Source organism: Leptotrichia sp. HMT-225, from assembly GCF_030644325.1.
In the GTDB taxonomy this organism is placed as follows: Bacteria; Fusobacteriota; Fusobacteriia; order Fusobacteriales; family Leptotrichiaceae; genus Leptotrichia; species Leptotrichia massiliensis.
Window position 1 is genome coordinate 1,926,256 of the sequence record NZ_CP130323.1, and the last position, 20,947, is coordinate 1,947,202.

The following is a 20,947-nucleotide window of genomic DNA, read 5'->3' on the forward strand; positions in this document are numbered from 1 at the left end:
GAAATTTTCAAACTATCCAATATATTTTCGATGTGAATTTTTTACGTTACTTTGATTTACCATTGCATACTGCAAAGTTGTATCTATTTTTGTATGTCCTAACAATTTTTGAACTTGTTCTATTGGCATCCCTTTATCAATAGCTCTTGTAGCTAATGTTCGTCTAAATTTATGAGGATGAACTTTAGGAATATTTAATTTTCTTCCTAATTCTCTAAGTCTTATTTCTACTCCACTGATTTTTAAACGTGAATATGGTTTTAATAAACTGACAAATAAAGCTTCATTATTATCTTTTCTACTTTCAAGATATCTTGTTAAATGAATTTTTGTTCTTGCATCAAAATACACTTTTCTTTCTTTATCACCTTTTCCTAAAACTATACATTCCCTATTTTCAAAATCTACATCTGATATATTAAGTTTTACGAGTTCGCCAACTCTCATTCCCGTTGAAGAAAGCAAATCTATCATTGCTAAATCACGTATATTTCCTGAAAAATCTCTTAATAGTTCAAGGGATTCGTCTGAATATGTTTCTTTTATCACTTGTCCAGTTTTTACTTTTTTTATCCTTCTAACAGGACTTTTTAGTATATAATTTTCTTCTTCAAGCCAAGAAAAGAAACTAGAAAGTATTCTTCTTATATTATCTATAGTTACTTTTCCAGCATTTCCTTTTTCTTGATAATTTGACAAGTATTCTCTCAAATCATTTGTATCAATATGTTTAATAGTTTTTTCAATATGTTTAAACATATTTTGGATAGTTGACTGATAATACAAAATGGATTTTTCTGAACATCCTTCAATTTTTTTCGCTGATAAAAACATTTCTAAAATTTTTTCATTAGAAACATCTTCTTGTACTAAAATATCTTCACTTTCCAAATAATAAACTAAAACCTTGTGTAAATGTTCCATTTGAGCATTATCCAAAATTCCAAGCATTTTTTGTTCAATTTCAGTAATTATTTTTTTCATAATAAATCATCCTCTCAATTGTCTATATAATAAATTATACAATAATTATTTGAAATAAAACATCGAAATTCTGATTTATCAAACTAATTTATCATTGTTTAAAAAATTTTTGCATCAAAGAATCATACAAATTTTCCATTTCTTTTAACGATTTTTCGACTTCAAACTTTAATTTGTCAATTTTAGTTACAAACTCTGCAAATTCGTTTTGGAGAGTTAATGGTGGTAATGCTATTTTTACATTTTTTATATCATTTTCAGTAACTGCAGGATAATTCGCACCTATTTCTTTTTTTGATAACTCATTGGTAAATGAATTTGATAACAATACATTAAATAAATAAAGGGTATTTAGTTTAGTTTTTGTTCTTAATATACAAAAACCTGTTGAAGCTATTGCTTTATTTTCTGTTTCTATATCAAATAATGCTATATTTTTTAAATTAGGTCTTACTGTAGAAATTAAAATGTCATTTCTATTTATTATTTTTTTTGCTCTACTAGGAGCTTCGTCTATATAATAATTTTTATATGTTTCTATTCTATTTTTTAAATTATTTATTGAAGAAATATCTATGTAAGAAATTATTAATTTCTGAATTTTTTGATATATTTTCAACTTTCTCTACTACATTTTCTAATAATTTTTCTTTTTTCCAACCTTTATCATTCTTAATCGGATCTCCAAACATCTCTATAAATCGGGACTTCACTAATTCTTCTAACAAAATAATTCTTTTTTTATTTTTTTCTATTAGACTAACTATATTATCTAAAATACTAACTATTTTTTGCTGTTCAATTTCAGAAATTAATAATATTTTTTCTTTTTTGTAATCTCTGAAATATATATGTGGAATTGTAGCTCCTGAAGAATATTTTGATAATTTCTTAGAAATTAAAGCATAATATAAATACTTAATGTTTAAACTTCCATTCGGAATTATATATTGCATTGTACCAATAACAGAAGATTTTGAAGGTAACAACATTGTTCTTCCAACTCCTGCTCCATCTTTTACTATTCCTATATATTCTTTATCTTGTATATAAAAATCTACTTTTTTTATCAATCCACTTGCACCATATATTGGATAAATTCCTTCATTTCCTTTTAAATCTTTTTGCGATATATTGGATGTTCTATTTTCACATACTTCTTCTAAAGTAACATATTTCATAAAATTTCCCTCCCTAAAAATCGGGATTTAATCAATTCATCAAATAAAATTATTTGTTTCTCTCTTCTTTTTATTATATTTTTGATTTTATCTAATATTTCTACTATTGCACTTTGTATATTTATTTCTGGTAAAGGTACATATATGTTTTTTATCAAATTTGATACTTGTAAATTTTGTATCCCTGTTGTTTTATTATAAAATTTATGTACTCCTTTGTATTTATAATTATATAATAAAAATAACAATAAAAATCTACTATTTATTTTATTATCTTTAACTCTTAATGTCGTAGTAAAATTATTTGTTAAATATACATCATTAGAATCATTTTTATCGAAAAAAACAACTCTTCCAACAGGATTTACATCAGTTCCACCAGATTTTTCTAAAATTATATCTCCATATTTTAATTTCTTCTTCTCACACTTTGTATATTCAATGTCTCTCAATGTAATATCTGAATAATCTATTTCTCCACTATTAGTAAAATTTGTTGTTCTTATAACTTTTACTATATTTTGATTATCAGCATCTTTAATTTCATTGCCCCATTCACCTGTGATTGGAGTTTCAATTAATTCAGCTAATTGGACTTTTCTATTTTCCATCTACTTCACCAACTTTTCAAGTTCTTCCAAACCTAATGTTATCTCTTTTTCTAGTTCTTTTATTTTTCCAATAATAACTTCAGGCTTTTCATAAACGATTTCTTCATATTCTATTTCCTTGTATTTATTTATTGATAAATCATAGTCATTTTCAATGATTTCTTCTTTTGGAACTAAAAAAGATTTTTCAGTTCTTTTTCTGTCAGTTTCATTTTCTAAATTTGAAAATCTATTGATGATGTCCTCTATATCGTTATCTTCTATTTTAGTTCTCTTATCATCTAGTGAATAACCATCTGCCTGCATATCATAGAACCATACTTTGTCTGTTCCACCAACACCTGTTTTCGTAAATAACAATACAGCTGTACTGACTCCTGCGTATGGTTTAAATACTCCACTTGGCATCGATATTATTCCTTGTAAAATGTGATTTTCAATAATTTCTTTTCTTAATTGCTTATGAGCATTACTGGCACCAAATAAAACTCCGTCAGGTACAATAACAGCACATCTTCCACCATTTTTTAAAATTCTTATCATTAATGCCAAAAATAACAGTTCTGTTTTTTTAGTTTTTGTTATTTTTAATATATCATCAGCAACTGATTCTGCATCTAGCGAACCTTTAAAAGGAGGATTAGCAAGCACTAAGGTATATTTTTCCTTGTCTGTATTTGATTTTGCAAGGGAATCTTTATAATCTATATCTGGATTTTCTATGTCGTGTAACATCATATTCATTGTACCTATTCTAAGCATAGTTGTATCCATATCATTTCCATAAAACATATTATTTTGATAATGATTTTTCAACTCTTCAGAATTAAAAATTTCATTATGATTTTCTTTCAAATATTCACCAGCTCCAACTAAAAATCCAGAAGTTCCACAGGCAGGATCAATTATCATATCAGTAGGCACTGGTTTTACAAGTTTTACCATCATGTCAATAATATGTCTAGGAGTTCTAAACTGTCCATTTGTTCCAGAAGTAGCCAATTTAGATAACAAATATTCATATAAATTACCTTTTATATCCCCTTCTAAAGCCAAATCTTCAATTCCTGTAACAATTTTTTCTAGCATTTGTGGAGTTGGTATTTGAAATATCGCATCTTTCATATATCTTGAAAATGATGAACTGTTATCCCCATTTAAGTTTTTAATAAATGGAAACACTTCATTTACCATTATATCGTACATTTTTTGTGCTTCTAATTCTTTAAAATTACTCCATCTAAGACTTTGCTGTTCTTCATTAAAAAATTTTTTAGGCTCTATTCCCAATAAAATTGCATCTCTTTCAGCTCTTAATTGCTTATCATCCAATAATTTTATAAATATCAAATATGTAAACTGTTCTATTACAGACAAAGGATTTGTTATTCCTCCTGTCCAAAATATTTCCCATATTTTATCAATTTTATTTTTCAGCTCTCCTGTTATTATCATATTTTCCCTCTCTATATTTTTTATTATAAAAATTTTAAAATAAAACTCAAAAATTATAACTAACCTTTATTTTTGACTAATTTTCAAATAATTCAAATACATTTACAAAATATAAAAACTATACTAAATATTTAATAGTATAGCTTTTATTTTACACACCATTATTATCTATTCATATCATTATATGCTTTTACAAGCTCATTAAATGATTTAACAACATTTTCAGGCGAACCTGTTTCATTTTCCAAGAAGAATTGATCTCTTAATGAAAATTCTGATATTGGTTTTTTTGCTTCGATTCTTTCCACAAGACTAGCTAAACTTGCTTTAAATCTATCAGCTTCATGTATAAAACTGCTTAATTGATAATCTTTGTAACCTTCTTTTTCCATTTGTTTTTGATCTTTTGCATGTTTATTAAATTCTCCCACTGCATTAATCAATTTTTCCTGTAAAGCTTTAAATTTAGCAGCATCACCAGAAACAACATTTGCTCCAGTTAATTTTTGTTTACTAATTTCATTTAAAACTTCTTCTCCCACACTCAAAATTACCATTCTGTTATACGCAATAACTCTTCCTTCTTTTTGCAATTTTTGAGCTTCTTTTTCCCTTTGCTCAACTATTTTTTTATCCATTTCTGTTCTAAATGCCAAAACTGCTGCATCATATTTTTTTATAATTTCCAAAAATTTTGTATGAAATTCTTGAGCTTTTTTATAATTATCACTCGTATAATCTTTCCCAGAATAATAAGAATCCATATCTTCTGCTAATGGCTTCAACTCTTTAAATACTCCAAGTAAATTTTCGGAAACCTTATCAAGTTCTCCCATTTTAGGTTTTGCTGATATTGCCTTTTCTAATTCTGTTATGATACTCTTAACATCGTAAAAATTGGCATTTATACTTCCTTCTGATTTTTTAAATTGTGCTTCTGTACCTGCTTCTTTAAAATAAGAATTAGCCGTTTTCTCAAAACTAACTAATTTATTATAAACCCCAATATACGAATTATACTTTTCAACCTCATCAACTTTCTGATTCGTTCCACCAGAATTTTTCAAATCAAATCCTTTATCCTTGTTATTACCTTTCTTCCCACATGAAATTAACAATACCAACATTAATAATATTACTAAAATTTTTGTTTTTTTCATTTTTATTATCTCTCCTTGGTAAATTTATTTTTTGCATTTCTTAAAATTATTTATACGATTTAATTTTTCTACTAATTTTTGAAAAATATTCTCGATGTAATTATATATTTCACTTAAATATATTCCTATTTTAACTGATATTTCGATATTAGTTTTTGCATTTTGAGATTTTGTTTTCATATTCTAGTTTCTTGTAAGAGTTTTTTTATTTTTCCATTAAACCCTCAATTCCTCCCTATCCTCCACAATCTCATCCTTATACTTATCCAAAATCGGATTAATCTCATTTTTCACAAAATCTTCAGTCTGCTGTCCAGCAAATCCAGTATAATTAGCTGAAACCAAGATTCCTTCCATATCTTCTGCTTTCAACCCTAATCTGCCGTCTTTTATAATTCTGTCAATTAGTCTGTTCGGATTTCCATTCAATTTAATTTCCTTTGTTTCTTCCATTGAAAGTTCTCTAATAATTTCGTGAACTTCTTGTCTGTCCATTCCTTTTTTAACTGATTCCATAATGATATTTTCAGTCGCCATAAATGGTAATTCCTTTTGAATATTTGCCTCAATTACTTTTGGATAAACGACAACTCCGTCCATAATGTTAAGCCAAATAATTAAAATTGCGTCCACTGCCAAGAATGCTTGCGGAATTGAAAGTCTTTTGCTTGCAGAATCGTCCAATGTTCTTTCAAACCATTGTGTTGCAAAAACTAATGCTCCTGTTTGTGAGCTTGAAATCACGTATTTGGCAAGTGATGAAATTCTTTCACTTCTCATCGGATTTCTCTTGTAGGCCATCGCACTTGAACCAATCTGATTTTTTTCAAATGGCTCTTCTAGTTCCTTTAAATGCTGAAGTAATCTAAAATCATTCGTAAATTTGTGAGAAGATTGAGCAATATTCGACAATAAATTTAAAATTTGTGCATCTACTTTTCTATCATAAGTTTGCCCCGAAACGCCTTGTTTCTTACTAAATCCAGCTTTTTCCGTAACCAGTTCATCCAATTGTTTCACTTTTTCAAAATCTCCTTCAAACAATTCTTTAAAACTAGCCTGTGTACCAGTAGTCCCTTTGACTCCTCTAAATCTCAAATTTTCAAGTCTGAATTCCAGCTCTTCAAAATCAAGAAGCAAAGAATGAAGCCACAATGTCGCTCTTTTTCCAACCGTTGTAAGCTGTGCCGCCTGAAAATGCGTAAATCCTAAAGTAGGCAAGTCTTTATATTCCAATGCAAAATCTCTCATTTTTTCAATCAAAGTAAGCATTCTTCTTTTAATAACTAAAAGTCCTTCCTTAATTTGAATCAAATCAGTATTATCCCCAACATACGCACTTGTTGCTCCCAAGTGAATAATTTTTCTTGCATTTTTTGCCTGTTCTCCATAAGTATGAACATGAGCCATCACATCGTGTCTCAATTTTTTCTCAAATTCGGCCGCAACTTCAAAATCCACATCATCCTTAAATTTTTTAAGTTCCTCAATCTGCTCATCTGTAATAAAATCAAGCCCAAGTTCCTTCTCAGCCTCAGCCAAATTTATCCACAACTTTCTCCAAGTTCTAAATTTAAACTCTGGTGAAAAAATATGCAACATTTCCTTACTAGAATATCTTTCCGCCAACGGATTTGAATATATACTCATATTTTCCATTTTCCCATTTCCTCCTACTTGATTTGATTTATTTTTTTAAAAATCTATACTCTGAATCTAAATTCCAGTTAAATCCAGTACCTAATTTATCCCAATCATAATTTTTATTTTTTATTTTTGAGTTTTTACGATAACAATTTTCACAACATGTTATTATTTGAGCTTCGGAAGAATATGATAAAATACTCAAAATTCCAAATAATATAATTACTATTTTATTCATAATTCTCCTTTATATACACAAATTTTACTTTTTTAATCAACTTTGACAACTTTAAAAATTTTTAACTTTTCTAATTCTTTCAAATACTTATCAGAAAGTTTTTCATCTTTTTTCCTAATTTGCATCGTTGCACTCACTAACGCTTTTATTATTACCTCATCTTTTGAAATAACATTTTTATAATTTTCGTCTTTGATTATTTCTAAAAATATATTTAATATTTCTTCATATTTTTCTTGTGAATACCCTGATAAAAAAGTTCTTTCTGCTAAATTTTTTCTTCTATAATCTTCCATTTCATCTTTTGGAATGAACGGTAATTCTTTTTTCTGCTTAATATCCATTTCTATTGCTTTTTTCCCATACTCAAATGAATTTTTAAAATCCTTTTTGTAAAAATACGCAGATGAAATTCCATAATAAGCCCAATAATTAGTACTTACATTTTTTAAATTACTTTTTAAAATTCTATTATACAGCTCTATTGCTTCATCGTATTTTGAATTTTTTAAATAAATCATACCGATATTAAGATATTCTGTCATATATTTCTCAGATAATTTTTTCGTAGAAGAAAATTCATTTACTGCCTTTTTATATCCTTCAATAAATTCATTCTCTACTTTAAGTTGCTTCAAATTTTTTATTTCACTATTAATATCTGCAAATACATTTATTGAAATTAAAAATACGATTGAAATTAAGACTTTTTTCATTTCTCATTCCTTTCTTGACAAAAGATTATAAAATTAAAAAATTAATTATCCCAAATATAAATTGCTCCGTCCTTAAAATAAATCTTTTTCACTTCATCTTTATTCACAGTAAAACTAAAATTAAACGGTTTATACTTAATTCCTTCATTATTTTCCAAAAATCCTATTATAGAAATTTCTTCATCACTATTAACAAAATTTTCCATCATTGCAGTTGAAATTGTTTTATTTATAATAATTTTGGGATTTTTTCCATTTACTTGAAAGTCTTTTTCTGTATAAACTTTTTTATTATTTCCAGTTGCCTTAAAATTTTCATATTCTAATTCTATTTTATTTTTATCAGTTTTTGAAACTCTAGTTCCAACTAATTTCAATGTAATCGTATTAAAAGACAAATTTTGAGCAGCACTTTCATTCACAGTTTTATCAATTTTAGACTTTTTACCATTTTGTGCTGGAGCTGAAAAGGAAATAATTGCAATCCCTAGCATTAACATTATTAGTATTTTTTTCATTACCTATTCCCTTCTTATTCAAAATACAGTATTTTTTCTTTTACATCTTTAAATACTACATTTTTTATTTTACAACTTCTCCATTCCAATCTTTTATTCCACCAAAATCAATCACGTTTGTATAACCTTTTTCAATCAATTTTAATGCTGCTTCCCTACTTCGTCTTCCACTTCTGCAATAAACTAGAATTAAAGCATCTTTATTTTTCAATTTTGCTTCTGCCTCATTTTCAATGGTTTCCAACGGAACAGAAATCGCATTTGGAATATGCCCTTCGTTATATTCTTCCAAAGTTCTAACATCTACAACTATAACTTTTTGAGTTTCCATCATCTTTTTAGCTTCATCTGAAGTTATCTTTTTATATTCTGCTTTTTTCGCAGCTTTCGTTTCTTTTGACATCGCTAAAGTTTCTTTTTCATTTCCTGATTTACTACACGAAAATCCCAACACAGAAATTACTCCAACCATTGTTAATAACGCTATTTTTCTTATTTTCATTTTATCTCTCCATTTCATTATTCAAATTTTTTATTTCATAATTTTTTCTCAAATTCAATATCTTGCTTTTCTTTTATAAAATTTTTATTTCTATCCAAAAGTTTTTTCCTAAATTCCAAAATCTTATCTTTTGAATTTACTTCATTTCCTAAACGACAGCTCACATAATCTTCAAATTTTTCAGTATTAAACGTAAACTTCGATGTTTTTCCTTTTGTTAATTCTGCCACTATAATGTTTTCTGTACTATATGCCAAATGAATTTTATATATTATTAAAAATATATTTTTATTTTTTCCTTTTACAATTTCTGTATCTTCAGGAATATAAAATTTATAATTCCCATTTTTATCTTTATAATCAAATTCATACAAAGAATTATCCAATATTCTTCGGATACTAGATTTTTTTTCTTCTTCATCAGAACGACAATGAGATATTCTATCACAAATTTCCTCTAAACTTTCCTCAATACTTTTTCCATCTACACAACCAGAAAAACTACAAAAACTTATCAAAAGAAACAATATCAACCTTTTGCTCATAATTTCCTCCAACTTTCAAAAATTATTTCACAAACTCTCCCAAATCATATCTATAAATATTCTGACTTCTTTCAGGTCCTACTGAAATCATAGAGATTTTACATTTTAATTTTTTCTCAATATATTCAACATATTTTTTACAATTTTCTGGCAAGTCTTCGTAATTTTTTATTTGTGTAATATCTTCTTTCCAGCCATCTAATTCATCGTAAATTATTTTCAAGTCTTTAGATTTTCTCAAGTTTCCAGGATAAGAATGATATACTTTTCCGTCAATTTCATAACCTACTGCCACTTTTATTTTTTCAAATCCTGTCAATACATCCAGTTTTGTCAATACAATGTCTGTCAATCCATCGATTAACACCGCATATTTCCCAATTACCAAGTCAAGCCATCCACATCTTCTTGGACGTCCAGTTGTTGCTCCAAATTCGTGTCCTACTTTTCGCAAAGTTTCTCCGTCCTCGTTTTCTAACTCTGTTGGAAAAGGCCCTTCTCCCACTCTTGTTGTATAGGCTTTCATAACTCCCAGCACTCTTGAGATTTTTGTTGGAGCGACTCCTGTTCCGACTGTTACTCCGCCAGATGTTGGCGATGATGAAGTTACGTAAGGATATGTTCCGTAGTCAATGTCAAGCATTAACGCTTGAGCCCCTTCAAAAAGCACTACTTTTCCGTTTTCAATTCCTTCATTGATTTCTACAACCGCATCAATTATTCTAAATTTTATTTTTTCAGCAAGTTTCATAAATTTTTCATAAAGTTCTTCCAAATCGAAAGTTCCTTTACCGTATCTAGTCAGCATATCATTTTTTTCTTTTACGTTCCAAGTAAGTTTATCCCTAAATCTTTCAGGATCCAGTAAATCACCAATTCTAATTCCATTTCTTGCAATTTTATCAATGTAGCAAGGTCCAATTCCTCTTTGAGTAGTCCCAATTTTGTTTTCACCCATAGCTTCTTCCTTAGCCTTGTCAATCTCGATATGGTAAGGCATTATTATGTGCGCTCTTTCGTCGATAAATAAATTATCCAGCTTTTTCCCTCTTTTTTCGAGTTCGTCAATTTCCGTCAATAATACTTCGATATCAACAACAACTCCAGCCCCAATTATACATTTTCCAGCCGAGTTAATAATTCCAGACGGCAATAAATGCAAAATAAATTTTTCATCATTTACAACGACAGTATGCCCGGCATTGTTACCACCTTGAAATCTAACTACATAATCCGCTTTTGGAGAGAGTACATCGATAATTTTACCTTTTCCTTCATCTCCCCACTGCGTTCCCACAATTACAAAAGTATTATTTTCCATATTTCATTCCTCCTAAATTTTTAGAATTTTCTTACTTTTTTAAAAACTGAACCGTAAAAACTAAAAAATCTAACTTACTAAAATTTTATCTTTTTACTATTTATTTTACTATATTTGCTATTTTTTTTCAATTGATTTAAATCTTTTAATAAAATAATTTTCACAAAAAAATAGAAGTTATATTATTTCCCACAAATAACTCCTATTAATCAATTTCTATTTTATTTTTAGTAATTTACTTTCCCTCAAAGTAATCAAGCACTTCCAACAAATTATCAAATTTTTTATAAACTAATTTTTTAATTTCTTCTGTCGGTTTTAATTTATCTGGCACCATAATTGGAAATGTCCCAGCTGCATGAGCCGCTCTTATTCCATTGAACGAATCTTCAAATACAACTGTTTTTTCAGGAGATGTTCCAGCCTTTTCTACTCCTATAAGAAAAACTTCAGGATCTGGCTTTCCATGAGTTACATCTTCTGCCGTAACAAAATGGGAAAAATATTTTTTTATATCCTTTCCTTTAGTCAAAGTTTCAGCCATATCCAAGTCCGATGAAGTTGCCAAAATCATCTGCTTATTATTTTTTTTCAAAAATTCAAGCAATTCCAATGCACCAAGTTTTAATGGAACTTCGCCTTTTTCAGCTTTTTCCATTATATGATCCTTAACTGTTCCCATCATTTCATCATACGGAAAATCTTGTCCCAAGGCTTCTTTAAACAATATTCTTGCCTTATCATTTGTAACGCCCGTTGTTTTTTCCACAACATCTTTTGTAATTGTATATCCCATTTTCTCTGCAATTTCACGTCCATATTCCACATAAATAGTTTCAGTATCAAACAACAAACCATCCATATCAAACAAAAACAGTTCAATTTCATCAAAGAATTTTTTTCCCATTTTTTACTCCTTATCTAATCCTATTTTTTCTTATCTATTTATAAAAAACATTTACTAAAAATTTAGCAGCCTTATTTGAAAGACTGCTAAAATTCTAAAGTTGTTCTTTTATTTTCTAATTTTTATTTTTTAATCCAAGGCATAAGTTTTCTTAATTCAGCCCCAACTTTTTCTACACCATGATTTGCAAATTCTGCTCTTTTTTCTTTTAAGAACGGTTGCCCCGCTTTTGAGTCAGCTAAGAAGTCGTTTGCAAATTTACCATCTTGAATATCTTTTAAAACACCTCTCATAGCTTCTTTTGTTTCAGCAGTTATAATTTTTGGTCCTGTAATATAATCTCCGTATTCAGCAGTATTTGAAATTGAACTTCTCATTGTTGCCAATCCGCCTTCATAAATTAAGTCTACGATAAGTTTCATTTCGTGTAAGCATTCAAAGTAAGCATTTACAGGATCATATCCAGCTTCTGTCAATACTTCAAATCCTACTTTCATAAGTTCTACTACTCCACCACATAATACAGCTTGTTCACCAAATAGATCTGTTTCTGTTTCTTGTTTGAATGTAGTTTCAAGGATTCCTGATCTTCCTCCACCAATAGCTGATGCCCATGCTTTAGCAACTTCCATTGTGTCTCCTTTAGCATCTTGGTAAACAGCTACTAGACAAGGTACTCCACTTCCTTCTTGGAAAGTTCTTCTTACCAAGTGTCCAGGTCCTTTTGGCGCAACCATGAATACGCTTATATCTTCTCTTGGAACAATTTTCCCAAAATGAATATTAAATCCGTGTCCAAATGCGATATATGCTCCTTCTTTCAAGTTTGGTGCAATATCAGATGCATATACATCAGCCTGAATTTCATCTGGAATCAAAATCATAACTATATCTGCACCTTTTACAGCATCTGCAGTTTCTTTTACTGTAAACCCAGCTTCAGTAGCTTCATCCCAAGATTTTGAACCTTTTCTAAGTCCAACAGTTACATCAAATCCACCTTCTCTTAAATTTAGAGAGTGTGCATGCCCTTGCGAACCATACCCTAATACAGTAATTTTTTTACCTTCCAATTTACTCAAATCACAGTCAGCATCATAATAAACTGTTGTTCCTAAAATATTTCCTGCCATTTTTTATCCTCCTAAATTTTATATGTATATATTATACACTTTTTAAAAATATTTGCAAATATTTCTTTTTAATGTAATGATATATTTTATATATTTTTGAATTTTATTTTTTAGATATTTTTATTAATAAATATTTTTTCATATCGCTATGTTTTTTTATTTTTATAGGATAGCTTATTGTCAAAAATCCTACAGATTAGTTTATACTAGACTTTGTTTAAAAAATAAAAATTATATTTTATCTTTTATTAGAAGAGATTGTAATAATTTCATTATTTAAACTGTGTTTAGTATAGGATGTTATTATCAAATTTATTGTGCATTTACATAAGCATCTTTCACTTTACACGCCTTTACATCTCCTGAATTTAGAACAGCCCTAAACTCCCATTTTTTATTTTTATCAATGGAATCAGCGCTATCCACAGCATCTCCGATTTTTGTTCCTTTTTTATCAAAGCAAGGGATTTCAATAGTAACATTTTCCTTTTTAGTTCCACTATTTGTTAAAACTCCTGTTACAATTGTCGTATTTCCATCGTTTTCAACTTTCGCCTTAGAAAATTTATACTTAACGCCTTTCGCATTAATTTCTCCATCATTTCCGCCAATTATCCCACCGATAATATTTCCAGTTGTCTTAATTACGGCACCAGTAACAGTTCCAGCCGCTTTAATTGTCCCTCCAGCAATACTTCCTGTCGCTCCAACAACTCCACAAGATGAAAGAACTAAAGCCGTTCCCGTTATTATTAGTATTTTTTTCATAATTCACTAAATCCTTTCGATATTTTTTATGCTTACAATACAGTAAAATTATAGTTGCCCTATTTATTTTTATCTAAAAAAATTAAATAAATATCCAATTTTGATAACATATTACAACCATTTGAGTTTAACTTTAAAATATTTTATTGTAATTCCAGCATATTTCAGGTATTCTATCATTAAAATTATATATTTTCATTTTTTTATAAATATTTTTTGCTTTAATACTTACAAATATTTACTTGCTTCTTTAATACTTAATTTTGCCATATTTTCTCTATTTTTCTCAATAAAATTTTTTACCCACTCAGGATTAGTCTTGCTATAATCTCTCAATGCCCAGCCTATCGCCTTATTGATAAAAAATTCCGCCTGACCCAGATTATTCTTTAAAATCTTTTCCAGTAATTCAGTATTTGTTTTTTCTTTTCTCAAAAGTTGATGATCAATCGCAATTCTTCTAAGCCAAATATTTTCGTCAATACTCCATTCCAGCAATATTTTATTCACATTTGAATCCTTTAATCCCAAAGCTCCTATTGTCATATCTAAATTGTCTATCGTATCCCACCACGATTTTTTCAAGATTAACTGTTTAAACTTTGGAATATCATCTATTGTCAACTTATCTTTCATATTCTTTAGGTAATCTGCTGCAATATACTGAAATTCCCTGTACTTATTTTCCCAGCATTTATTTACAAATTCCCAGTCGATTTTTTCTTCATTCTTGTATTCCTTAAAAAAAATTTTAAATATTTCCCGTCTTTCAGGTGTCTTGATCCCAATATATTCAAATTTATTAAGCATATATTTTGACATTTTTTGAGCCTGTTCTTCATTTTTATGCCGAATCATTTCTTCATAAAGTTTATTAAAATCCATAAGTTTCCTCTTTTTTCATTTTATTAAAAATATTAATTTCTATTAATTACAAAATTCTAATTTTTAGATTTTAACCCTTACGGAAAATAAAACGGGCTATTCTCCTGAAGTATGTTCTATAACATTATAATTTAATGCAAAGTGTAGCTATATAGTCATTTCCATAACGTGATAATCTATGTCTTTTATCACACGATTCATAAAAATCTATCATAGCGAGACCATTTTTAAGTTGTCCTCTAATCTGAGTTTCTAAGGTATGGCTAAATTCATATCCATATTCTGGATTTATGGTTATTTTGCCTTCCTCTTCAAGCTCTTTTGAATTAAAAGGTATTGAAAACTTTAAAAGTAATTCCTCATCAGGTTTGTCCCATACAATATCAGCATCATACATGTATATCCAAGGATTCATAAATCCGACCATTAACAATCCACCCTTTTTCAATACTCGAGAGGCTTCTTTATATATATTTTCTAAATCTTCTACATATACATTTGAAACTGGATTAAAAATAATATCAAAAGTTTCATTTTCAAATGGAAATGGTTTTGTCATATCGCCTTGAACTGTATTGATTTTTAAACCTTCTCTTTTAGCAACCATATCATCTCTTTGTAATTGTGATTTAGAAAAATCCATTATGGTTACATCGTAACCTTTTATAGCAAAAACTGGACCCTGCTGTCCACCACCACAAGCTAAACCTAATATCTTTTTTCCATTTGCTTTTTCAAACCATTCTTTTGGAACTTTTTTCCCAACAGTTAATGCAACAGAAATTGGATTATTTCTAACTTCTTCTAATTCTTCATGTGTCAATGGCTCAGTATAGTCATTTTTTACATTATTCCATCTATCTTCATTTAATTTTATATAATTGTTCATCTTATAATCTCCTCGTAATTTTATACTATTTCGATTTAAGTTAAATGTGTTGCCATTACACTTTTCTCACCTCTACAAATTTCTAATTTCTTGAACAATTTTAATCTTACTTAATTTTTTTTATTTGAAACTTTAATTTTTTATGTTTCAAATACAGCACTTTTATAAATCTACAATCCCTTTTCATGTATCAATTTATGTTCTTTGCTGTTCATATAATCTTTATGTTTATGATTATGCTTTTTCTCTGATATAAAATGACTATGCTCATGTTTATGCATGATAATATGAGTATGTGTTTTTCCATCATGAGTATGAACAATTATGTGAGAATGACTATGACTGTGACGTTTAACTATTGTATCATATACAACAATTACGCTGCCGATTATCATAAAAACAAGACCAATGAAATATACCAAAGTAAGTTTTTCTCCATTTACTATAAATGCTAAAAAAGTTCCTACAAACGGAGCTACAGCATAATATGCACTAGTTTTTGAAGCACCTAAATCTCTTTGTGCTCTGATATACATAAAAATACTGAGTCCATATGCCACAAATCCAAGTAGCAAAGCAGCTATTATATATTTGATTTCAGGAATTCTTTCTCCCAAAATAAGGGCGACTATAAATGCACCGCTACCAGAGAAAAAGCCTTTTAGTAAAACAATCTCATAAGTACTTTTATCTGAAATTTTTCTAGTGCAGTTATTTTCAAGTCCCCAACAACAAGTTGCCAGTATAACAAACAATGAACCTAATGAAAACTTGAAACTTTCAGCCCCTTCAACTGAAAGAACTATACTTGATACTGTGATAAAGCCAATAGCAATCCATAACTTTGATGTTACTTTTTCCCTAAATATTAAAAGAGCAATAATTGTTGTTGCTACAATTTCAAAGTTACCAAGCAGTGAAGCATTTGAGGCTGACCCAATATTTATACCAATCATCAGGAATATAGGTGCCACAATATCAAGGACAATCATTCCAATAGTATAAGGTAAATCTGACTTATTCAACTTTTCGTACTTTTCTTCGACTTTTTTATGAAACAAATACATAATACCTACGCCCGTTCCAGCTCCCAGATATAGAAAAGATGCCATCAATGTGGGTGGAATTTTATTTAAAAGCACTTTAGAAAATGGTGTATTTATTGCATAAAAAATAGCTGCAAGTAATGCTAAAATTACCGCCATAAATTTTCTGCTTTTATCCATGTTTAATAAATCATCTCCTTTTAGATAAATCCTAAATTCATCTCACAATCAGCCAAGGTCTTTCATTTTCCCAAATAATCTTCACATCCAAACCAAACATCTGAGAAAGCAATTTACCAGTCAAAATATCCTTTTTAAGCCCTTTTGCCAAAATCTTTCCATCGTGAAGAAGTGCCACGTGAGTTATCGATGGCATAATTTCTTCAATCTGATGAGTTACGTAAATAAACGGTATTGCATTATCATTTTTGGAATTTTCCTCAAGCACTTTCAAAAAATACTCTCTCGAAGTTACATCAAGCCCTGAACAAGGCTCGTCCAGTATAAGCAAATCAGGCTCATTCATAAACGCTCTTGCAAGCAATGTCCGTCGCTGCTCTCCTTGTGACAAAGTACCAAAGTGATTATTTTTTATATACGAAATCTTAAAATCCTCAATAATCTTATCAGCCTTTTCCCTGTCCTCATCCGTAACTTCATCATAAATCCCAATCGAATTAAACTTTCCAGAAATTACAATATCTCCGAGTTTTTCGCCATTTAATGTGCTTGAAAAATTATTTAATGTGGAACTTACAAATCCGACTCGATTCTTTATTTTTTTCCAAGAATAATTACCAAATTTATGCCCAAAAACTCTCACTTCTCCAGAAGTTGGAAAAATGTAGGCTGGTATCATTCCAAGAAGAGTTGACTTTCCAGAACCATTAAGCCCCAGAAGTACCCAATTCTCACCTTTATTTATGTGCCAGTCAATTCCTTTCAATATTTCTCTGCCATTACGCTTAAAAGTTACATTTTCATAGTGTAATATTTCTTCCATAACTATTCCTCATTTTCTTTTTATAATTTATTTAGTCACATGAAATCTAAATTCTTTTCCTGGATTTTTTATAGCTTCTTCTTTAAATTTTTTTACATTCTCGGATTTTTCACTACGTTTTGTATTATCTTTTGGCTTATTATTCACCACTCCACTATAGTGAAATCTCCAATCAGGAATAATTATTTTATCTTTCAAATCAACACTATAAATAAGTTTTTCATATATAACTCCCGAAAAATCTTGTCTTTTTTGATTTGTTTCTTCAGAATAACCACTACAAATAGCTACTTCTTGTAAATTTTTCTTTTTCGTTTTATCATAAATAATAACTTTTTTATTCTTTATTAATGAAAATAAAGTTTCTCTAAAATCAATATCTTTAAGTTGTTTCTTATCAATTTTACTTCCTAAGTTACTTAATTTAGAAACTTTATTTTGAATATTTTCTTTATTATTGTTATATTCCTGTATCAAATCTGATTTGTCAACAAAAAATTTATAATTTTTCATTTCTATTTCCACTTTGTTAATTTCATTAATTTCTATATTTCTTAAATCGACTATTTCTTCAATTGTTATACCAACTTCGGTTATTTTACCATTTTGATACCAAATTCTTACTTCTTCTTCCTTTGCAATAATTTGAAAAGACAGAATCAATAATAAAAACAATAAAATTTTTCTCATAAATCTATATTTATTCCTTTCTTTTTCTCATAATGTAAAATTTATTAAATTCTATTAGCAATCTCAGTTCCCATTTCATCAGTTCCAACCTTTTTCATACCATCTGTATAAATATCAGCCGTTCTAAATCCTGCTTCCAGCACTTCCTCCACAGCTTTTTCTATCACATCAGCCTCTTTTTGAAGATTAAATGAATATCTTAACATCATTACTGCTGAAAGTATTGTTGCTATTGGGTTTGCAATATTTTTTCCAGCTATATCAGGTGCTGAACCGTGACTTGGCTCATAAAGTCCAACTTTTCCATCCCCAAGACTCGCTGATGGCAGCATTCCAAGTGATCCTGTAAGCATTGAGGCCTCGTCTGACAAAATATCTCCAAACATATTTTCAGTCAAAATCACATCAAATTGTCTAGGATTGGCAATCAGCTGCATTGCGGCATTATCCACATACATATGCGAAACTTCCACTTCTGGATAATCTTTTGAAATTTCTTCCACAACTTTTCTCCACAATTTTGAAGTATCCAAAACATTATGTTTATCTACACTCGTAAGTTTTTTATTTCTAAGTTTTGCAATTTCAAACGCCTTTTTCGCAATTCTTTCAATTTCATCCCTTGTATAAGGAAGTGTATCAAACGCCTTTTCATCAGAATATTCCCTATGCCCAAAATAAAGCCCTCCAGTAAGTTCTCTTACTATCATCACATCAAGTCCATCTCCAATTATTTCTTCCTTCAAAGGACTCGCACTTTTTAACGGTTTAAACAAAATAGCAGGTCGCAAATTCGTATAAACTCCAAGTTCCTTCCTAATCGCAAGAAGCCCTCTCTCAGGACGTTTCTCAGGCTCGATATTATCCCATTTAGGCCCACCAATAGCTCCAAGCAAAATAGCATCACTATTTTTACAAACTTCCACAGTTTCACTTGACAAAGGAAATCCATACTTATCCACAGACTCCCCTCCAAGATACCCCCGAACATACTCAAATTGATGTCCAAACTTCTCTCCAACCTTATCCAAAACCTTTATCGCCTCAGCCACTATTTCTGGTCCAATTCCATCTCCATTTAATACTGCAATTTTGTAGTTCATTTTTATACTTCCTTTCTTAATTCATTTAAACTTTTTACATCTTTTTTAATTTTTCTTCAATATTTTCTGTCTATTTCTTTCAAATTCTGGCATAAATTTATTTTTTATGCTATTGTATTCACCTTTATATTTTAGATTTCCTTTTTCATCATAAAATTCCCAAATTCCAGTAGCTTCGGAATTTTTGAGAATTCCTTTTAAAAGAGGTTTTTGATTTTCATAAAAATAATTAATTTCACCATTATGTTTATCATTCAAAAAATTACTTGTCATATAAATTTTTCCACTAGGATAATAAATCACAACCTTTCCTTCTTCTTTATCATTTATATAAGTTCCAGTTGATTGTAATTTTCCAGACATATAATACTGTTTCTCTTCACCCTCTTTTTTCCCTTGAACATAATTTGAAACTGTATTTATTTGCCCATTTTCAAAATATTCCGTAACAATCCCATCAAAAAGACCATTTTTGTAATTTACTTCTACAATTTTTCCACCATCACTAGCAAAAAATTCCCAAAGTCCATCTTTTTTATCATTCTTATAATTACCTTTTCCTATCAAATTTCCATTTTGATAATAAAATTTTGCTTCTCCTTCTCTTTTTCCATTAAGATATTTTACTTCTAATTGCTTTTCTCCACTTTTATATGGTCTATTAAAAGTATAACTTGCTACTCCTAATTTATATGCTGTTTTAGAACCACTTACTGCTTCTTTCTCAAATGACAAATCATCCATTGCCTTTCCTAATTTTTTAATCTCATTTATATCTGCAAAAATTAGTTGCATACTTAACAACATTATTAAAAATATAAGTTTTTTTAACATTTACTTCCTCCATCTAATTATTAAATCTCTCAATTACTTCCAATGTTAAATTCCAAATCCTAAAATAATTCCTCTGTAATATGATGCCCTTTTCTTTAAATTTTCTTAATCGAAGCATCTTCAGTTTCCTGTATTGCCTCAATAATTTTTTTATTTAAAATCAATTTTTATAAAAATTAATCAAGAAAACAGCAAGTAAGAGTTGTTAATTTTGATTCTGCACTATCTTCTAATAATATTGCTTCATAAGTTTTTTTCACGGGACTATATTCTTCAACTATTCCTTTGTCACCTTCTCTTCTATAATTTTTAATTAGTTTCCCCGCTTCATCATAGAAATTTATATTCATTAATACACCATCTTCACTATGAGTTCGTTCAGTTTTTAAATTTCCAAATTTATCATACCACTTAGATACTCCTATCTCTATAAATTTAATATATTTATCTTCAAAAGGAATTCCTTCAACACTTGAAGGATTTATTTTAAATCCATTATTATCTTCTATTTCTACTTTAGCTTCTGCAACTTTCTTCTCTTGATTTTCATAAATTTTAGTTAAGATGCCTCTATCGCCTTTTATCTGCTTATAATTAAAACTTCCATTAGTTATTTCACTTTTTCTTTCTAATTCTTTTAAAAAACCATCTTCAATTATTGCAGTTACTTTTCCAGCTTTTTTTCTTTGATACTCTGTATATTCTTTTGCAGTCATCATTTTATTTTTTGCAGAAAAACTTATAATTCCGAAAGATAAAACAGCTAATAACACTATTTTAAAAAATTGATTTTTCATTTTTATCTCCTACTTAT

24 protein-coding genes are annotated in these 20,947 nt (G+C 28.7%); all 24 read right to left on the bottom strand.

The genetic code is table 11. The features are described 5' to 3' along the window. Nucleotides 1-12: 12 nt before the first annotated feature. Nucleotides 13-987: a site-specific tyrosine recombinase/integron integrase gene (xerA, locus tag QU666_RS09295; protein WP_036071695.1), complete on the bottom strand. Its 975-nt coding sequence runs from the start codon at nucleotides 985-987 to the stop codon at nucleotides 13-15. An 88-nt stretch (nucleotides 988-1,075) separates the two neighbouring features. Next, nucleotides 1,076-1,603 carry a restriction endonuclease subunit S gene (locus tag QU666_RS09300; RefSeq protein ID WP_021769994.1) on the bottom strand — a complete coding sequence of 176 codons (528 nt, stop codon included), beginning with the start codon at nucleotides 1,601-1,603 and terminating at the stop codon, nucleotides 1,076-1,078. After that, nucleotides 1,539-2,165 (bottom strand): restriction endonuclease subunit S, encoded by a 627-nt coding sequence (locus tag QU666_RS09305; RefSeq protein ID WP_021769993.1) that lies wholly within the window; start codon nucleotides 2,163-2,165, stop codon nucleotides 1,539-1,541. The genes QU666_RS09300 and QU666_RS09305 overlap by 65 nt, the downstream gene beginning before the upstream one ends. Further along, nucleotides 2,162-2,776 carry a restriction endonuclease subunit S gene (locus QU666_RS09310; protein WP_021769992.1) on the bottom strand — a complete coding sequence of 205 codons (615 nt, stop codon included), beginning with the start codon at nucleotides 2,774-2,776 and terminating at the stop codon, nucleotides 2,162-2,164. Before QU666_RS09310 ends, QU666_RS09305 begins: the two co-directional genes overlap by 4 nt. After that, a complete protein-coding gene (locus tag QU666_RS09315) occupies nucleotides 2,777-4,231 on the bottom strand; it encodes a class I SAM-dependent DNA methyltransferase (RefSeq protein ID WP_021769991.1) in 1,455 nt (484 codons plus the stop codon). A gap of 164 nt (nucleotides 4,232-4,395) precedes the next feature. Next, on the bottom strand, nucleotides 4,396-5,391 hold the full coding sequence (locus tag QU666_RS09320; RefSeq protein ID WP_021769990.1) for a YiiG family protein: 996 nt from the start codon (nucleotides 5,389-5,391) through the stop codon (nucleotides 4,396-4,398). Between the two features lie 216 nt (nucleotides 5,392-5,607). Continuing rightward, nucleotides 5,608-7,050, bottom strand: coding sequence for an adenylosuccinate lyase (gene purB / locus QU666_RS09325; protein WP_021769988.1), 1,443 nt, complete (start codon nucleotides 7,048-7,050; stop codon nucleotides 5,608-5,610). A 28-nt stretch (nucleotides 7,051-7,078) separates the two neighbouring features. Beyond that, nucleotides 7,079-7,273, bottom strand: a complete 195-nt coding sequence (locus tag QU666_RS09330) for a hypothetical protein (protein WP_021769987.1) — start codon at nucleotides 7,271-7,273, stop codon at nucleotides 7,079-7,081. Nucleotides 7,274-7,305: 32 nt separating this feature from the next. Beyond that, a complete protein-coding gene (locus QU666_RS09335; protein ID WP_021769986.1) occupies nucleotides 7,306-7,989 on the bottom strand; it encodes a tetratricopeptide repeat protein in 684 nt (227 codons plus the stop codon). Between the two features lie 41 nt (nucleotides 7,990-8,030). Next, a complete protein-coding gene (locus QU666_RS09340; RefSeq protein ID WP_021769985.1) occupies nucleotides 8,031-8,507 on the bottom strand; it encodes a hypothetical protein in 477 nt (158 codons plus the stop codon). Nucleotides 8,508-8,571: 64 nt separating this feature from the next. Then, nucleotides 8,572-9,009: a rhodanese-like domain-containing protein gene (locus QU666_RS09345; RefSeq protein ID WP_051285859.1), complete on the bottom strand. Its 438-nt coding sequence runs from the start codon at nucleotides 9,007-9,009 to the stop codon at nucleotides 8,572-8,574. Nucleotides 9,010-9,044: 35 nt separating this feature from the next. After that, entirely contained in the window at nucleotides 9,045-9,554 is a 510-nt protein-coding gene (locus QU666_RS09350; protein WP_021769983.1) for a hypothetical protein, read from the bottom strand. A gap of 22 nt (nucleotides 9,555-9,576) precedes the next feature. Continuing rightward, nucleotides 9,577-10,875, bottom strand: coding sequence for an adenylosuccinate synthase (locus QU666_RS09355; RefSeq protein WP_021769982.1), 1,299 nt, complete (start codon nucleotides 10,873-10,875; stop codon nucleotides 9,577-9,579). 235 nt (nucleotides 10,876-11,110) lie between these two features. Beyond that, on the bottom strand, nucleotides 11,111-11,782 hold the full coding sequence (locus QU666_RS09360) for an HAD family phosphatase (protein WP_021769981.1): 672 nt from the start codon (nucleotides 11,780-11,782) through the stop codon (nucleotides 11,111-11,113). Between the two features lie 122 nt (nucleotides 11,783-11,904). Further along, complete coding sequence (gene ilvC, locus QU666_RS09365) at nucleotides 11,905-12,915, bottom strand: ketol-acid reductoisomerase (protein ID WP_021769980.1); 1,011 nt, start codon at nucleotides 12,913-12,915, stop codon at nucleotides 11,905-11,907. Nucleotides 12,916-13,227: 312 nt separating this feature from the next. After that, nucleotides 13,228-13,683 carry an FxLYD domain-containing protein gene (locus QU666_RS09370; RefSeq protein ID WP_021768688.1) on the bottom strand — a complete coding sequence of 152 codons (456 nt, stop codon included), beginning with the start codon at nucleotides 13,681-13,683 and terminating at the stop codon, nucleotides 13,228-13,230. 228 nt (nucleotides 13,684-13,911) lie between these two features. Continuing rightward, entirely contained in the window at nucleotides 13,912-14,568 is a 657-nt protein-coding gene (locus QU666_RS09375) for a DNA alkylation repair protein (protein WP_021768689.1), read from the bottom strand. A gap of 124 nt (nucleotides 14,569-14,692) precedes the next feature. Continuing rightward, nucleotides 14,693-15,457 carry a class I SAM-dependent methyltransferase gene (locus QU666_RS09380; RefSeq protein ID WP_008694117.1) on the bottom strand — a complete coding sequence of 255 codons (765 nt, stop codon included), beginning with the start codon at nucleotides 15,455-15,457 and terminating at the stop codon, nucleotides 14,693-14,695. 170 nt (nucleotides 15,458-15,627) lie between these two features. Beyond that, nucleotides 15,628-16,683 carry a DMT family transporter gene (locus QU666_RS09385; protein ID WP_021768690.1) on the bottom strand — a complete coding sequence of 352 codons (1,056 nt, stop codon included), beginning with the start codon at nucleotides 16,681-16,683 and terminating at the stop codon, nucleotides 15,628-15,630. A gap of 37 nt (nucleotides 16,684-16,720) precedes the next feature. Further along, nucleotides 16,721-17,506 carry an ABC transporter ATP-binding protein gene (locus tag QU666_RS09390; RefSeq protein ID WP_021768691.1) on the bottom strand — a complete coding sequence of 262 codons (786 nt, stop codon included), beginning with the start codon at nucleotides 17,504-17,506 and terminating at the stop codon, nucleotides 16,721-16,723. Between the two features lie 27 nt (nucleotides 17,507-17,533). Beyond that, the gene (locus tag QU666_RS09395) at nucleotides 17,534-18,196 is read right to left on the bottom strand and encodes a hypothetical protein (protein WP_021768692.1); all 663 of its coding nucleotides are present in this window, start codon (nucleotides 18,194-18,196) and stop codon (nucleotides 17,534-17,536) included. 44 nt (nucleotides 18,197-18,240) lie between these two features. Further along, a complete protein-coding gene (leuB, locus tag QU666_RS09400; RefSeq protein WP_021768693.1) occupies nucleotides 18,241-19,299 on the bottom strand; it encodes a 3-isopropylmalate dehydrogenase in 1,059 nt (352 codons plus the stop codon). A 45-nt stretch (nucleotides 19,300-19,344) separates the two neighbouring features. Further along, nucleotides 19,345-20,133 carry a toxin-antitoxin system YwqK family antitoxin gene (locus QU666_RS09405; RefSeq protein WP_021768694.1) on the bottom strand — a complete coding sequence of 263 codons (789 nt, stop codon included), beginning with the start codon at nucleotides 20,131-20,133 and terminating at the stop codon, nucleotides 19,345-19,347. Nucleotides 20,134-20,309: 176 nt separating this feature from the next. Further along, nucleotides 20,310-20,930, bottom strand: coding sequence for a hypothetical protein (locus QU666_RS09410; protein WP_021768695.1), 621 nt, complete (start codon nucleotides 20,928-20,930; stop codon nucleotides 20,310-20,312). Nucleotides 20,931-20,947 lie beyond the last annotated feature (17 nt).